The organism is Proteus genomosp. 4 str. ATCC 51469, assembly GCF_003144375.1.
Classification (GTDB): domain Bacteria; phylum Pseudomonadota; class Gammaproteobacteria; order Enterobacterales; family Enterobacteriaceae; genus Proteus.
The window spans coordinates 180,477-199,594 of record NZ_PENV01000009.1; the positions used below are offsets into that span (position 1 = coordinate 180,477).

The following is a 19,118-nucleotide window of genomic DNA, read 5'->3' on the forward strand; positions in this document are numbered from 1 at the left end:
ATGAACGTTTTAAATAGTCGTGTTTTTTCTATTATTACTTTGATATTGGTTTTTTTTTATTGCCAATTGGCATGGTCTGCTAATAATGCATTTGAATTTTCATTACAAAGAATGACATATAATGAAGGTAGTAAAAGTATTTCTATCGGCTTAAGAAATAATGAAAAAAAAGCGTATCTCGTTCAAGCTAGTATGAGATGGTTAGATGAATCTACGGGTTTACAATTAATTGATAAAAAAGAGAATCCTCCTTTTATTTTAACTCCTCTGTTACAAAAAATAGAACCTGAAGAATACTATGAATGGGTAATTAAGTTTACTGGCTCAGAAAGTGTATTACCAACAGATAGAGAGAGTGTTTATATTTCTCAATTCAGATTAATACCATCCACATCTGAAGAAACTCCAAATGTGCAGATGAACTTTATTAGAGCATTAAACTTTAAAGTCTATTATCGGCCAAAATCTCTTGAAGGTATAAAAATAAAAGATGCAGAAAAAAAATTATCATTTTCAATTGATGATAATAAAATAATAGCTAAAAATGATTCACCTATTTATTTAGCTTTTAACGCAATAAAGATAAATGGAAAAGAGATTGAACTGCAAGAGTTATCGAAAAACGTACCTCCATTTGGTACGCAAGAATACTTATTTTTGAATGAAAAAAATATTACATCTATTCATTGGCAAGTATTAGATGAGTTTATGTTCCCATTAGATGAAAAAATGAAAACAGTAAATTAATAAATTTATAAAAATATATGTTTTTATAAAGCTAAATATTAAGAGTGTAAAAATGAATAAATCAATGGCAATGTTTAGATACAGTTTTTTTACATCACTTATTTTGTTCTCATTTAATTCTTTTGCAGAGGATTATTTTGATCCCGCTTTACTTGATGGACAATTAGGTGCATCTGCAAATGAAATTGATTTAAGCCAATTTTCACAAAAAGATGCATTACCTGAAGGTAAAATATCTTTATTAGTTTATGTCAATAATAATAACAATGGTGAGTTCATCATTAATTTGGTAAAAGGGCCTAATAATAAAGTGGTGCCTGAAATAACCAGAGAGTTATTAGATGAATTAGGTGTTAATACTAAAGTAATACCTAAGTTAAACATGTTAAAAAGCGATCAAGTGATTTATGATATTAATGAATATATTCCTGACGCATTAATAAAAGTAAATTTATCAGAATTAAAACTAATCACTAGTTTTCCTCAAATTGTTATGTCCAATGATGCCGTTGGCTATATTGATCCAGCTTCTTTTGATAGTGGTGTTTCTGCCATGTTTATCAATTATATGTTTAGTGGAGGACATTCTTCTAACGATAGCCATTTTGATAAAGTTAATAATAATGGAAAACAAAAAAATGATAATTTCTTTGCTCAACTAAGAGCTGGTTTTAATCTTTATGATTGGCGTTTACGTTCGACAATGACACAGACTTATACCCGAAATTCAAATAATGTAGAGACTCAAAGTAATAATAGTAATAAATTTTCTAATACATATCTTTCTCGTAATCTTTATTCTTTACGCTCGGAATTTATTATTGGTGAAACTACAACCGGAAATGATGTCTTTGATAGTATACCAATGAAAGGTATGCGTTTAGTTTCTAACGAACAGATGTTGCCAGCGAGTCAACAAGGTTTTGCTCCAGATGTGAGTGGGATTGCTCAATCTAATGCCCAAATTACTATCCGACAAAATGGGAATGTCATTTATCAAACTTATGTTGCACCCGGCGCATTTAAAATAACAGATCTTTACGCGAGTGGCTCAGGAGGGAACTTGGATGTCACAGTGAAAGAAGAAGATGGTTCAGAAAGGACATTTACAGTTGCTTTTTCATCATTACCCGTAATGTTAAGACCGGGTGGTTGGAAATATGAAATTAGTACTGGGCGATTTGATGGCGGCACAACGGTTGGTTCTAAAAAAGCAGATTTTCTGCTTGCCAGTGGTATTTATGGTCTACCTCATGATGTCACTCTTTATGGTGGGTTATTAGGTGCGAAAGATTATTACGCTATTTCTTCTGGGATAGGAATTTCATTAGGTAATTGGGGTGCTCTGTCTACAGATATCACACATGCTCATGCTGATTTTAATACAATAGGCTCCCAAAATGGGCAATCTTATCGATTCCGTTATTCTAAGAATATGACCACAACAGGAACCTCTGTTGACTTAACGGCATTACGTTTTTCAACTAAAGATTATTACGATTTTAATCAATTTAATACTGAAGATTATCGGTTAAAAGACGGTACTTCACCGTGGTTAGGTGAACGAGAAAAAAGTCGTTTTACAACGTCATTATCACAATCATTAGGCAAGTACGGTAGTATTTATTTATCTGGTAGCCGTTATAATTATTGGGAACAAGATAAGAATGTTACCCAACTTACGACAGGCTATAATGGCAATATCCATGGTATTAACTTTGGTGTTAATTACAGTATTGATAGAATAAAATCAGATGATAGCTGGCCTGAAAATAGGCAAATTAGTTTTAATGTGAGCGTTCCATTTAGTGTATTTAGTAATTCGCCTGCGCTCAGTAATTTTAATAGCACTTACATGATAAACCATGATAATAATGGAAGAACTAACCAGCAAGTTGGTTTATCTGGCAGTGCATTTGATAACTCCTTATCTTATGGTGTTTCTCAATCTTGGGCTAACCAAGGCCAATCTAATAATGGCTCAGCATATGCTAATTATTCAGGTAACTACGGTACATCCTCTCTAAATTATAATTATTCAAGTGACTATTATAACGTTAATGGCAGCATGAATGGTGGTTTGCTTTTACATTCAGGTGGTTTATTGCTGGGTAGAAGTATGGGAAGTAGTATGGCCATTGTTGAAGCACCTGGAGCAAAAGGCACTGAATTAAGTTCAGGAAATGGTGCGATAAATGGACAAGGATATGCGTTATCACCATATCTTACAGAATATCGCCAAAATACAATCGCATTAAATGTTAATACATTGCCTGATAATACGACTCTACAATCCACATCTCAAAATGTAGTTCCGACAAAAGGCGCTATTGTTAAGGTTACCTTTAAAACAAAGATTGGCTTCCAAGCTATTTTAAATCTTTCTCAGAACAAAAGTGTTGTCCCATTTGGCGCTATTGCTACGTTAATTGATGCTGATAATCCTAATGATTTGAATACAGGTATTGTTGGTGAAAATGGTCAGCTTTATATGAGTGGACTTCCTGATAATGGCAAGCTGTTAGTGAAATGGGGTAATAAAAATCAACAAAGTTGCAACGTTTCATATAGTGGCTTAAGTAATATTGAAGTCAATAGCAAGCAACCAATAAGAATTTTATCTCTTTCTTGCCAATAAAAATAACCCTTATTTTATAGGTGGATGCATAACAATGAAAATGCGTAATTTAATGATGGCATCACTGACGTCAGTATTAATGACTTCGTCATTTAATGTTTTAGCTGGAACAGATATGGGTGCGATGACATTAAACTTAACTGGGGTGATTGATATGAATATTAGTCCCACTCAAGTTCAATATATAAATGGTACATTGACTGGGACTAGTAGTTTTCCTGGGAGCCCTGTTTATGATGATAGCAGTAACTCTTCTTGGGATACTAAGTATGCGATTATTTCATTAAGTCAGTCAAAAACGAGATGTGACGCTACATTTGTTTCTAAAGTTCCTGGGCAAACTAATAAATATGGCCTGAAGTTAACGCATGCCAATAATTCAAGGACTGCAGTATATGTAACACCACAGTTTAACTTCAATGTTAGTTTATCTAGTTTTAGTTCTAATTATCAAAGTGCTTATTCAGGACAATTTTTTCAGGTGAACACTAATCTTGTTGATAAAGAATCATCTGATATTAATGTATGTTTTGTGCCATATAATTATGCGACAGCAACAGTTCCTGGTGGCGGTTCAAAAGTTGTTAGTGTCACAACACCAAGTTCATTTCCTGTTTATATTGATGCTAATTTAACGCCTGGTAAGTTAACGTATAAAGGCACTCCTTTTTATGTAGGTAGTTTTGGCCGGATTGGTGCTGGTGACTTTTTTGCACAAGTTAACGTAATTGCAGATGTAACAGTAAAACGTTCTTGTGCTGTTACAGGTGTATCTAATCAACAAATTAATGAAAATATGACATTTACAAATGAAGTCATTAAAGACTCTGTATTTACATTATCCTGTGGCGGTACAGGTAACCCTGTAAATATGTCAGCGGTGATTAAAGAGGGAAGCTTAGATCCAAGTAATGTAAATAAATTAGTCTTAGCACCTATTAATGGCACTGTATCTAACAAAAAGCCTTGGGTTATAGGATTGCCTTATAAGCAAACTTCAACACCGAATTTAAAATGTGCTGATGAAAATAATAACAACTTATTAAAGTTCAATAATACAGATATTGAGCTAAGTGGAACCAATATGGGAAATAATCAACCTGATATATTTGGTATCAAATGGGCTCTTTGTAAACCAGAGGGTACAAAAGCAGGTGAATATCGCGGAAAAGTGGATGTGAATATTTTTGTCCGTGGATAAATAGAGTAATTTAAAAAAGAAAAAAGTGGATCTTAGTATCCACTTTTTTTATGGAAGATATTTTTATTTCCACTTATTTAATTTAAGGTTTTATTTTAACTTGAATAAATATTTCAATAATAAATAAATTATTTTAATTCAAGTTATTTAAACTAAATAAATGACTATAATTTAATTTAAAGTAAAATTTATTTTAATTTTTATAATTTATTAAGATTAACATTAATTAATTTATTAAGTAATTTTTGTGATTACATAAGGCTAATTGTTTAACATAAGTTGATTTTTTTAATCTTTACATTGTCAAGGTTACGGTATTTTATTTGTTATTCATTTTTTGATATTTACTTTATATATTTTAATATCAATAATGTTAAAGATTAGATGTACCCTAAATAAATACAATTAAAATCACACACTCTATTTATTGCACAATATGAAAAAAATTATACTCTTTTTAAATTTATGGGTGTTTTTTACGCTCTTTAATACTCCCATATCTTCAGCTGATGCTTCTGAAAAAGCGACGGAAATCTTTAATCAGCAACAACAGCATAATCAACGTCAACAAGAAGCGCTTTACCAACAATTAACACCTGAAATACCTAATATATATTTTGATATTAGCAAATATGAAGAAACAGAGAATAAAACAGAAGAAAAACTTTGCTTCCAAATAGAGCACATTGAAATAACAAATACCGAAGTTATTCCCCATTGGGTTAATTTACCCCTTTTTAAAACTGAATTTATAGGACAATGTTTGGGGGTAAAAGGAATAAACGCTTTAGTGACTCGTATGCAAAATCGGTTATTAATGCATGGGTGGATCACCACGCGTATTGTTGTACCTGAACAAGATATTAGTCGTGGAACTTTATATCTAACAATAGTTCCCGGCATTATTCGCCATGTTAAGTTTACTGATGACTCTGATAAATACGCCTTGCTGTATACCAGTATGCCTGCACATAAAAAACAACTACTCGATTTGCGAGATATTGAACAAGGGTTAGAAAATCTGCAACGATTACCGGTTGTTAGTGCAGAAATGGAAATAAAGCCAGGTGAAAATGCAGGTGAAAGCGATATTGTGATAAAGCGAAAACAATCTCGTTTCTGGCATACTTCATTGTGGATAAATGATGCCGGATCACCTGCAACAGGGCGTTATCAAGGTGGTTTAATGTTAGCACTAGATAATCCTTTAGCGCTGAGTGATTTGTTTTATTTATCAACAGAACGTGATTTAGACTTTGTTGGTAGTAAGAATAATCAAAATATTATGGCGCATTATTCAGTGCCTTTTGGCTATTGGTTATTCGATATTAACGCCTCGAAATATGATTACTCTCAGACTGTAGCAGGCCATATTAAAGATATTCTCTATTCAGGAGAAAGTGATAGCGTTAATGCAGGTGTGTCATACATTCTCTTTCGTAATCAAAATAGTAAAACAACATTACGTTATAGTGTTCAAGCTAAAGTATTACGAAATTATATTGATAATACCGAAATTGAAATACAACGCCGGCGAGTGAGTCATTGGCTAGTGAATCTCTCGCATCGTCAATATTTTAGCTTTGGGACTTTGGACGGTAGTATAAATTACCAAAAAGGAACTCGCTGGTTTGGTTCAATGGCGGCTTACGAAGAAAAGTATCTTGATAATTACTATGCAACAGATAAAGCGAATATTTTAACGTGGCGCGCTGAATTAGATATTCCAATATCTATTGGCCAACAGCAATTTAAATACCAAGCAAGCTATCGTAAACAAATGACACACGATGCATTAACCCCCATTGACCAATTTGCAATTGGTAATCGTTGGTCTATTCGTGGATTTGATGGTGAAAGAACGCTCAGCGCAAATGAAGGTTGGTTTTTACAAAACACATTGAGTTGGCGATATCCTGCAACAGAACAGTTTATTTACCTTGGTGCGGACTATGGTGAGTTAAAAACAAATACGGATAACCCTCGATTATTAGGTAAACATCTTGCTGGTGGTGTTGTGGGTATAAAAGGTTCGTTATTTTCATCCACAATAAAATATGATTCGTTTATTGGCACACCATTATCTAAGCCAGATGGATTTAAAACAGATCATGTTAATTTAGGATTTAGTATTAACTTTAATTATTAAAACACAGTATTAACTCAAATATTAAATAAAAAATAATAATTAAGTGAAATTTTATTGTCTTTTTGACAAGGAACTTACATATGAATAAATTATGTTATCGTGTTATTTATAATCGTACTCGACAATTAATGGTTGTTGTTTCTGAATTAACTAAATCAAGTGGTGAAAATAATAAACGAAATAATATTATTTCATCGCCTATTCGTACATCACTTAATAGTGTGGCCTTTATTTTACTATTAATGCAGGGATTAGTGAGTTTTTCAGCACAAGCAAGTCAAATTATTGCTGATCAACATGCGCCTCAAAATCAACAAGCAACGGTATTACAAACAAGTAATGGAATTGCTCAAGTTAACATTCAGCAACCGAATCAACATGGTGTTTCTCGTAATCAATTTACGCAGTTTGATGTTGATAATAAAGGTGCAATTTTAAATAACAGTCTGCAAGATACACAAACTCAATTAGCGGGCATGGTAACCGGTAACCCTTGGTTAGTTAAAGGTGAAGCTAAAGTTATTTTAAATGAAGTTAATAGCCAAAATCCAAGCCAATTAAATGGTTTTATTGAGGTTGCAGGTCAACGTGCTGAAATTATTATCGCGAACCCAGCGGGGATCAGTTGCCAAGGTTGTGGCTTTATTAATGCAGTAAATACCACATTAGTTGCCGGTAATGCACTAACGCAAGATGGTGCAATTACTGGATATGAAATTAACAATGGTAAAATTGTTATTTCAGGAAATGGATTAAATGATACAGCGAGTGATTACACGCGTATTTTAGCGCGAGCGGTAGAAGTAAACTCACGTCTTCAAGCTAATAAATTAGAAATTACCACAGGGAAAAATATATTAGATAACGAAGGTAATATTGTAAATCAGGATGACAAGGCTGAAAAACAAACTGACTATGCAATCGATGTTGCACTGGTTGGTGGTATGTATGCTAATAAAATAAAGCTTGTTGGTACTGAACATGGTGTAGGTGTACATAATGCTGGAGACATTGGTGCTGATATTGGTGGTTTAACTCTTAATGAAAATGGGAAGTTAGTTAATAGTGGTAAAATCCAATCTTATTCAGAATTAGATATAAAAACAACGAGCCTTAACAATCAGGGATCTATCGTTGGTAAGCAAAACCTAAATGTTACTATTGAAAACCATTTAGCAAATAGTGGTACGTTACAAGCTAAAAATAATATTCAAGTTGATGCAAAAGGAACTGTTTCTCAAACGGAAGCAGGTAAATTTCTTGCACAAGAAAATATTCAGATTGATGCTAAAAATTATTTGGCAGAGAAAAAAAGTCAGTTAGGTGCTGGCGTTGATAATAACGGTAATATCTCAAAATCTGCAACGTTGAGATTAAATATAAAGGATGAATTAAATTCTGCGGGTCAACATTTAAGTAGTAGTGATATTGCTTTTAATGCCAAGAGTATTGATCTTTCAAATAGTCATACTCAAGGTAAATCACTGCAAGTAAAAGCGACAGAAAGCCATGTAACTTCTGACTCAGCTCAGGTTAATGCTGAAAATATAGTGCTTGATGCGGGTACTTATATCTCAAATCGCCACGGTGAAATTAAAGGTGAGACAGTTTCACTTACAGCACCTCAATTGATTGATAATACCAAGGGGAAAATTACACAAACAGGCTCTCGTGAATTATCTTTCAATGCAAATGAGTTAAATAATCAACAAGGTGAAATTAATGCACAAGGTGTGCTGACGTTTAACAACCAAATATTAAACAACCAAAAAGGAAATATTCAAAGTCTAGGGAATCAATTAATAGTAAAAGCAACAGAACTGAATAACCAGCAAGGTATTATTTCTTTACCTAAACAAGGGCTATTAGCTATAGAAGCCCAACATCTTTCTGGAAGAGAGGGAACATTATTATCAGCGGGCGACTTATCTTTACAAGGTCAACTGCTTGATTTAGAAAAAGCAACAACGCAGGCTGATAATATAACTATTACTGCAACTAATCTGAATCATGATAATGCGACCTTAAAGCAAACAGGTGATAAAACAACCTTTATTACAGTTAAACAAACACTCAGTAATCAACAAGGCAAAATTCAGACTCAGGATCAGTTAACGCTTAAAGCAAGTATAATTAATAATAATCAAGGCGAAATCAGAACATTAAATAATGATCTTGCTATAACAACACAACAAAATTTGATCAATACTGAAGGTAAATTAATTGCAACTGCCCAGAATAAAATCAATGCAAGTCAATTAGATAATTCCAAAGGTCTTATACAGGCTAAAAAAAATATTTCACTTACCTTAATGAATGAGCTGAATAATCATTCAGGTAAGATAATCACGTCTGAAGATAGTCAACTTCAAGCTGGTCGATTGATAAATGAGCAAGGTGAAATTGGTGCGAACACATTAAATATAACGCTGAATAACGAAGCTAATAATAAAAAAGGCATTATTCTCGCTCAAGATACGCTCCATTTTACAGCAAAAGGTATCGATAATAGTGAAGGCAGTATCCAATCTGAAAGTAATATGTGGATTGATACCAAAGGATATACATTAAATAATCAAAATACCCAGCATTCAGGCGGTATAATTAGCCGTATTGCATTAAATTTACTAACAGGAAATATCAATAATATTCAAGGTGTTATTAATGCCAGCAAAACCATTGACATACAAGCCAAAACAGTCAATAACCTAAAAGGGCAAATAGCAACTAAGGCGAATTTTACTGCTGAAACTCAAGGCTGGAATAATACTTCAGGATTAATACACGCATTAAATATTACAATAAATACTAATAAACAAAAGTTTATTAATCAGGATACACAAGATAATCAAGGTATTCAGGCTAGTCAAAAACTACAATTAAATACGGGGGTTTTAGATAACCATAAAGGTAATATTGGCGGAAAAGCCGTATTGTTAACAACAGAAGGGCTAGATAACGGACAAGGTATTATTGATGGAAAAACGTTAGATCTGAATACAGGTAAATTTACTTTGATTAACCAATTCGGGAAAATAAGTTTAACTGAAGGTGCAGATTTAAAAACGGGTGAAATTAATAATCAACAAGGGTTAATTATTACAGGTAAAGATTTAACAATTAATAGCCATCAGCAAATAATCAATAATCGTGAAACAAAAAAGAGTGGTGGTATTGTTAGTCAAGGGAAGTTAACACTAGAAAGTGGTGAGCTTGATAATCAACAAGGGCAATTGCTTGCTAAGCAAGCAATAAACTTAACTACCCAAGCTGTAAAAAATAATACAGGTAAAATTGTTAGTGAATTATCGAGTTTAACACTTAAAGGATTATCGTTAGATAATACTCAAGGTCATCTCTTTTCTTCTAAAAATTTACTATTAACGTTAAGTGATAAATTGACTAATCGTTTCACGAAAGAAAATGACCAAGGTATTGAAACACATGGTTTATTAACGATTAAAAGTGGAAATATCGATAGCACTAAAGGACGTATTGTTTCTGGTGACAAATTAATATTAGAAAGCAATGATCTGATTAATCAACAAGGAATTTTGGGTAGTCTAAATAATAATTTATCTATTACTAGTAAAGCAATAAATAATGATGATGGCTCAATCAGCGCTTATGATATTAATATTAATACACAAGGTGAAAATTTAAGTAATCAAAGCCAACAAAGTAGTAGCCAAATTTTTAGCAAGCATAACCTTACGATTGAAAGTGGTGAAATAGATAATACTAAAGGTAAATTAGTTGGTAAGAATGCAATTAATATCACGAGTAATGGAGATTTAAATAACCAAAAAGGTCAAATATCCAGTATTCATTCTTTAGATATCACGACAAAAATCCTAAATAATACTCAAGGGCAGATTTCCTCAAATAAAACTATCACAGTAACTTCCGATAATAATATAGATAATACAGAAGGAAAAATAGAAGGACGTGATAGTGTTAGGATCGAAAATAGTGGACAATTTAATAATACATTAGGTCAAGTTATTGGGAAAAATAGTGTTAGTCTTTTATCAAAGGGTGATTTAATTAACTACAAAGGGCGTTTAGGGAGTGAAAAATCATCAGTAACACTAAATACCTATCAAATTGATAATCGTTATGGCGTTATTTCAGCACAAGATACTTTAGCATTAGATACAAATAAATATGGTATTAATAATACTGATACTAGCCAAAGTGGTGGTATTGTTAGTCAAAAGAATATTATCTTAAAAAGTGGTGAATTAAATAATGAAAAAGGTCATTTAATTGCTAAAACTGACCTGAATATTAATGCTTATCAGCAAAAAATAATTAATAATAATGGAATTATATCTGCTGATAATGGTCTGTTAACAGTAGACTCAACGGCTATAAATAATGTATCTGGGTTAATTTATTCTCTTAAGAATATGCTTGTTAATACTCAAGGTCATGATATTGACAACAGCGATACTGAGAATAATAAGGGGATATTGACTAAAGGAAATTTATTATTAAATGCAGGTAATATTTTTAATGTGCAAGGTAACTTAAGTGCTGAAGGCTTAGTAAAGATAACTTTTAATATATTAAATAATGAACAAGGAAAACTTGCTAGTCTACAAAATAATCTAACCTTAACAGGAAATCAGCTTAATAATAACAAAGGATTAGTTTACGCATCAGAAGAACTCAAAATAATACTAAAAGAGTCACTCAGTAATAATGAAACAGTTGATGATCTAGGTATTATTAGCCATGGTAATATTGAAATTACAGCGAAAAATTTTGATAACCAACAGGGGCGTTTGATCGCCAAAAAAGACAATCAACTAACTTTTAATGAAATTAATAATCAGCAAGGTACAATAGCAAGCCAAGCTGGAAAATTAATAGTAGATAGCCAATCATTATTCAATTCTTCAGGATTAATAAGTGCTTTTTCCTTATTAGATATTAATACCCACAAACAGAAAATAGATAATCAGCAGGGTGTAATAGTTAGCCAGTCTGACAATATCACTATCAATAGTGGTGAAGTAATTAATAATTCAGGTTTAATCACGGGAATAAATAATGTAGAAATTAACACCCATGATCAACATCTTGATAATAGTCATACAAAAGAGAGTGGAGGTATTGTTAGCAAAGGAGAGTTAACGATCCATGTAGGTGATCTTATTAATGAAGATGGAAAAGTAATATCGACGACAAAACAATCTCTTTTTACTCAAGATATTAACAACAAAAAAGGGAAAATTGGGAGCCAACAAGAGAGTGTTTCTATTGAAAGTCTAGCTATTAATAATCAAAATGGATTAATTAGTGCTAATAATAATCTAACTATTAATACTCAAGATAATGAATTTGATAATAGTAACACTTTATCTAATGCTGGAGTGATTAGCCAAGGCACACTTAATTTATTTACAGGGAAATTAAATAATCAATCTGGATATCTATTTTCTGCAAAATCACTATTACTTAATAGCCTTGGATTGAATAATCAAAATGGTGAAATTGCCAGTCAATCTAATGGCCTTAAATTAGTAACACAAGCACTAAACAATCAAAAAGGGACACTTTATTCGGCAGGCTCTTTCTCATTAGATACTCAAAATAATCAATTAGATAACAGCCAAACTTTGACTAAAGGCATTATTAGTAAAGGTCCGTTGATACTAAAAACGGGTAATATAATTAATACTCAAGGACGATTAGTTTCGGACGATAACGTTAATATCACAAGTGGTAAATTGATTAATAACCAAGCACAACTTGGTAGTCAATATGGTAAGTTAAATCTGACCACAGCAGAAATTGAAAACAAGAAAGGTGTAATTACTGCGAAAAATGACTTAATCATTAAAGCACAACAACAAAAAATTAATAATCAAAATGGAACAATAAGTACCTTAGCTAAACTGGTTATAAATAGTGGTGATTTGATTAATCACTTTGGAAAGATTGCTTCTAATCAATATGCTGATATTACAGCAAAACAACTCGATAACACAAAAGGCACTATTGCAAGTAATAGTGATAAGCTGAAATTACAAACAAAAGATGTTAATAATAATCAAGGTCTGATTTATGCGGGAAAAGCATTAACAATTTATGCTGATGGCGAATTAAATAATACTGAAAATAAAGCGACTGCAGGTATTGTTGCTAAAGATGATCTTAACCTGAAAGTTAAACAACTTAATAATCAGGAAGGATTAATTTCAGTAGTAGGAAATTTAGATCTAACTAGCCTTGAAAAAATTAATAACCAACAGGGATTAGTTACTGTTGGAGGAAAAACAGATTTAACAACTCCCCAATTAAATAATTTCCAAGGGAAAATATCATCTTTGGGTTTATTAAAAATAAATCATGGTGATTTTTTATTCAATAATCGTGAAGGCAATTTAGTTTCTTCTGATAATATTTGGCTAAAAAGTGGAATATTAGATAATCAATACGGTAGCATTACTGCAAATAATACAGTAACGATTAATAGTGCTGATTTACAGAATAATCAAGGTACGTTATATGCAAAATCGACTTTAAACGTTAATGCTCAAAAATTAGATAATACAGAAGGATTATTACAGTCCGATAATCAGTTATCAATAAATACCAATAAAAAAACACTAATCAATACTAAAGGTAGCATCATTAGTGGTACGGAAACACAATTAAATGTTGGTACTTTAAATAATCAAAAAGGCTATATTCAAGCCATTGAAGAGCTAAATATTCAATTAAATCAACAAGCATTAGATAATCAACAAGGAACGTTATTATCCCAAAAAGATATTATTATTCAAGGAAGTAGTGTAAATAATAAAGACGGAAGTATTGTTAGCGGAAATAATACAAATATTACGTTGGAGCAAGGTTTTAATAACCAATTAGGACAAGTTCAATCTCAAGGCTTATTAGTCATCAATGCTCAGAAACTAGATAACCAACAAACTCAAAATGATGAATTAGGATTAAAGGCAAGTAATATTCATATTTCAACTAATGAACTTCTTAACCATCAAGGTGTTATTCAGGCGAGTGAATTATTAAAATTAATACCAGCGGAAAAACTAAATAATCAAAGTGGTTTGATTTCCGCAAATGAATTAACTATAGGTGGATCACCAAAAAATAACTTAGCCATTGATAATAAAAAAGGGCTGTTAGCTGCAACGGCACAGCTTCGTTTATGGGCTGAAAATTTAACAGGTGATGGTGACGTTATCTCGGCAGGTAAAAGTGAAATTCAGCTCAAGAATGCTTTTGTATTAGATGAAAATGCCACAATTAAAGCTCAAGATTCATTAATATTTTCTTCAGAACAAGAAATTGATAATCGTGGATTTATTTATGCAGGTGAGCAACTTTCACTGCAAGCAACGAGCTTCACTAATTATGAACCTGTAAAAAATAATGAGATCGTTACAGCGCGTATTGCAAGAAGTGTTGATGAGTATGAAAAACGTAATGGTGAAGTGAGTGCTAAAAATCTGGCGATTACAGTATCAGATAATCTGCACAATACAGGATTGATTGATGCCTTCGGGGGAAATCTTTCCTTAGTTGCAACGACAATCTATAACCAAGTTGGTGGTCGTATATATGGCGATAATATTTATATAAAAAGTCAGCAATTTGATAATAGTGCGAAACTTGATGAGATTGCACCCGTATTAGCATCTCGTGAAAATTTACAGCTTTTCAGTAATAAGATAAATAATCGTAATCATGCCCTGATTTATAGTGGCGATGATATGGCAATTGCGGGTTTTGATACCAAAAATCTGTCAGAAAGTATCGCTGCTGATGTCCTTAATAATGAAAGTGCATCAATTGAAGCAAATGGGAATTTATTTGCTCATGTTTCAGAAATTAATAATCGTGATCTCTATTTAAAAATAAGTGATCCTGAAAAAGTGTCTGAAATTCCAATGTATCAATTTGGTGTTGATTACAGTAGTGATAAATTTGACGCTGATGATGAAAAAATTTGGTACAACATAAACACTCGTGAACATTTATTAAATATTAATGGTAGACAATATAAAGATTTTTATGAATTTAAATATAATATCATTACAGAAGAATCTAAATTATTACACCGTGATCCTGCATTAATATTAGCGGGTAAAGATATTACACTAAAAGGTGATAATTTAAACAATGTAGATAGTCATATTATTGCAGGTGGAAAACTGATTATTGATGGAATGCATATTAATAATCAGGAAACAGCTGGACAACATATTGAATACCATGAAGGTACAGCAATAAAGCATAAACGCCCAGGTAAGCGTAAAGCTGGACGTAAGAAAAAAAGCAGTTCGACTTCAAGTACTCATTATGGGCCATTTGAGGTGGTTACTGATTTGCCATTGGGCTTATTAGAATATAAAGAAAACAGTAATCAAACGTCAGATAAACGTCCAGAAGCAAGTAAAACTGATGAAGTTATTATATCGGCTAAGCCAAAATTTGGTCTTTTAAATATTAAAGAAAAGAGTATTGATGTTCATACTGAAAATATTGCTTCTATTACCTTAGATAAAGGCACCGAAAAATTAGCTAATGAATTGTCATTAACACAACATAAAGATAATTTATTAACTGAACAAAATGATTTTATCTTATCAGGGCAGATCGAGACCCAAAAACTTGATGAAACTATTGAGCAAAAAACGGCTGAAAATAAAGTTTTAAAACTAGGTGATGAAGCATCTATTATTGAAATTAAACAGACTGAAATTAATCAGCCAAATTTAACCCTACCTGAAATAAAATATGTAGATAAACAGCCTTTAGTGCAACAACCTATTGGTAAAATTATTACAGTACCTCAATTGGATAAACCAACCGAAAATAAAACTATTGAGGTTAATATTCAAACAGTAGCGCCAATATTGAAATTACCTGAGAATCGTTTATTTAACTTAAATAAAGGAACGGATAGTCAATATATTGTTGAAACAGACTCTCGTTTTACCAATAAAAGAGAGTGGTTAAGCTCAGATTATATGCAGAATGCATTATCGGTTGATCACAATAACACACATAAACGTATTGGTGATGGTTTCTATGAACAACGCATAGTACGCGATCAAATTATTCAATTAACGGGTAATCAATATTTAGATGGGCATAATGATAATGAGCAGCAATATCATGCATTGATGGATGCAGGTATTCGTTTTAGTGAAGAGTTTGGTATTAAACCGGGTGTAACACTAACACCAGAACAAATGGCAATGATCACGGCTGATATGGTGCTATTAACCAGCAGGGAAATCACTTTACCTAATGGTTCTGTTGAAAAAGTGTTGGTGCCACAAGTTTATGCCAGAGTATTACCTGGTGATTTGCAAAATAGTGGCGCATTGCTTTCAGGTAGTGAAGTTATTTTAAATAATATTCCAGAGCTGAAAAACCAAGGTACTATTTTAAGTAAAAATGGATTACAAGCATCAACAGATAATTTAATAAACCAAGGTCTTATAAAAGGAAAGACGGTTGATTTAACAGCGTTGCATGATATTAAAAATGAGGGTGGCCAAATTGCAGGGCAGAGTCGTGTTAATTTGCAAGCGGGTGATTCTCTTATTAGTACTGCAACAATAAAAGGTGACGAGACTAATCAATGGATAAATCGTGGTGCTGCCATTTATTTAACTGAGCCCGATGGCGAAATTGCATTAAAGGCAACACGTAACTTAGAACTGACGGCAACAGATATTTTAGCCGGTGGTAATAGCCAAGTTTTATTAAATGCAGGTGAAAATATTGAGTTAGGAACTATCAATACGGTTCGCCAAGAAAATATAGATTGGGATAGTAAAAACTATCTGCATAAAACGACGCAAGAAGAGATAGGCTCTCGCCTTTATGCGGGTGATATTACATTGCAATCGGGTGAGGATATTCATCTGACGGCAACAGATATTCAAGCCACAGGACTGTTAGGATTACATGCAGGTAATGATATTTCGCTAAATAGTGGTTACTCCTCAATTGATCAAATTGCCCATAGTGTCACAAAAGACAAATCGTTTGGTTCATCGGAAACACGCACTACGCATGCTGAAATTCATAATAAACAAGCAACAGGCTCTCTATTAAAAGGGAATGAAATTTCGGTTTCTGCAGGCAATAATTTAACGGCACAAGGTAGTGAAATTATAGCAACACAAGATATTAATCTTGATGCAGGTAATCAATTATCACTAACAACGGCACAAGAATTAGAGTTCCAATCTTATGAAGAAAAGATCAAAAAATCAGGCATTGGCAGTACTGGGGGGATTGGTTTTACTGTCGGGAAATCAACTTTTGAACAGCTGAATAACAGTGATGCGATTACCTATAAAGGCAGTGTAATCGGCAGTACTGAAGGTAATATTCACATAAATTCGGGTGATGCTCTCACTATAGACGGCAGTGAAATGATTGCCAAAAAGGAGATATCTCTTACTGGGGATTCTGTTGATATTTCTTCTTCTGAAAATAGCTATACCGAATTAAGTCGAACTAAAAGTAAACAAAGTGGTGTGACGGTTGCCCTAAACGGTACGGCAGGAAGTGCCATTAATGGCGCTATTGCGGGATACAAAGCCGCCAAAGAAGCCGACGATAGCCAAATTAGTACCTTACAAAGCATCAAAGCAGGGCTTTCGGGTGCTCAAGCGGTGGGGGCTGTGGCGTTAGATAATGCCCAATCAGGTACAGATAATGAAAGCACAACGTTAATTGGCGCTAATGTTTCTTATGGTAAAAGTTCTTCTGGATCAGAAACTATACACCAACGAAATATTGCTCAAGGCAGTAGTTTAAGTGCAGGTGAAAGCCTCTCTATTACCGCAACAGGCAAAGAAACAGGCGATATCACTGTTACGGGCAGTGAACTGCAAGCTGGCAACGATCTCTCGTTGATTGCTACCCGTGATATCACTTTACAGTCAGCACAAAACCAAGAAACAACAGACAGCAAAAACGAAAGTAAAAGTGCTTCTGTTGGCGTTGGTGTGACGGTGGGCTCTGGCGGTGTTGGCGTTAACATTAATGCCAATGGTAGTCGAGGTAAGGGATTTGAAGAGGGCGATCATACTTATTATACCAATACGACGCTAAATGCAGGGCAAACTCTTACCTTACAAAGTGGTCAAGATACAACCCTAAAAGGCGCACAAGCTCAAGGTGATAAAGTTATTGCGAAAGTGGGTGGGGATTTACACCTTGAAAGCCAGCAATCCATTGATGACTACAAATCGAAGCAATCGAGCGAAAGTGTGGGTGGTAGTGTCAATGTGATGGGCACACCGGGAGGTTCAGCCAATATCTCGTTTAGTCGCGATAAAATGGACAGTAAATACCGTTCAGTGGAAGAACAGACCGGCTTATTTGCAGGCAATCAAGGATTTGATCTTACCGTGGGTAAACATACCCAACTTGATGGTGCGGTGATCAGCAGTAAAGCCGATGCAAAAAATAATCAGTTAGATACAGGTACATTAGGCTTTAGTGATATCCATAATTACGCAGAATATAAAGTTGAGCATCAATCTGGTGGTGTAAGTACTTCAGGTGGCGTTGAAGGGAATATGCTGGCGAATATGGGCCATGCGTTAGCTATGGCAGGCAACCATAGTGACAGCGCTGAAAACACCACTCAATCTGCGGTATCACAAGGGACATGGATTGTGCGTGATAGCGATAATCAACAGCAAGATATCGCACAATTAAGCCAAGATACCGATAATGCTCACAGCACGTTAAATAAAATTTTCGACAAAGAGAAAGAGCAAAACCGTCAACAAAAACAACAATTAGTGGGCGAAATTGGGGCGCAGGTTATCGACTTAGCAACCACGGTTGATACTATTCGTGGCACGAACCAAGCGAAAGCTGATTCAAAACTCGATAATCTTTCTGATACGGCCTACGACAATCTCTATCAAGCCCTTTCAGAAACCAACGATAACGTCACCGAGCGTGATATTCAAAATCACCTCTTCCAGCAAGCATTACAGGATTATACCAACCAATCTGACTTTGGTACTGGGGGGAAATACACCCGTGCCATCCAAGCCATCACCGCATTTACGCAAGGTGTAATGGGCAACAACATTGTTACCGCGATTGCTAATGGTTCCGCGCCTTATCTTGCCAATGAAGTGAAAAACCAAATTCAAGGTAACAGTGTTGAAAGTGATATTCAGCGCACCATTACCCACGGCTTACTGAATGCCGGTCTTGCTCTAGCAAAAGGTGAGAATGCCTTAGTACAAGCCTCTGGTGCAATGACAGGGGAAACAGTGGGTATTTTATCGCACTCACTTTATGGCAAAACCCCCGAAGAACTCACCGAGACTGAAAAGCAGAATATAAGTGCATGGGCA

The 19,118-nt window shown here is 33.7% G+C and carries 5 protein-coding genes; all 5 read left to right on the forward strand.

The features are described from left to right. Window positions 1–747: a fimbrial biogenesis chaperone gene (locus tag DK866_RS10770; protein ID WP_162557003.1), complete on the forward strand. Its 747-nt coding sequence runs from the start codon at window positions 1–3 to the stop codon at window positions 745–747. A gap of 52 nt (window positions 748–799) precedes the next feature. After that, a complete protein-coding gene (locus tag DK866_RS10775; RefSeq protein WP_244179686.1) occupies window positions 800–3,385 on the forward strand; it encodes a fimbria/pilus outer membrane usher protein in 2,586 nt (861 codons plus the stop codon). 34 nt (window positions 3,386–3,419) lie between these two features. Continuing rightward, window positions 3,420–4,586: a hypothetical protein gene (locus DK866_RS10780; RefSeq protein WP_109408900.1), complete on the forward strand. Its 1,167-nt coding sequence runs from the start codon at window positions 3,420–3,422 to the stop codon at window positions 4,584–4,586. A 436-nt stretch (window positions 4,587–5,022) separates the two neighbouring features. Continuing rightward, window positions 5,023–6,735 carry a ShlB/FhaC/HecB family hemolysin secretion/activation protein gene (locus DK866_RS10785; RefSeq protein ID WP_109408901.1) on the forward strand — a complete coding sequence of 571 codons (1,713 nt, stop codon included), beginning with the start codon at window positions 5,023–5,025 and terminating at the stop codon, window positions 6,733–6,735. Window positions 6,736–6,815: 80 nt separating this feature from the next. After that, on the forward strand, window positions 6,816–19,118 hold a 12,303-nt coding region (locus DK866_RS10790; RefSeq protein ID WP_109408902.1), incomplete at its 3' end, for a hemagglutinin repeat-containing protein.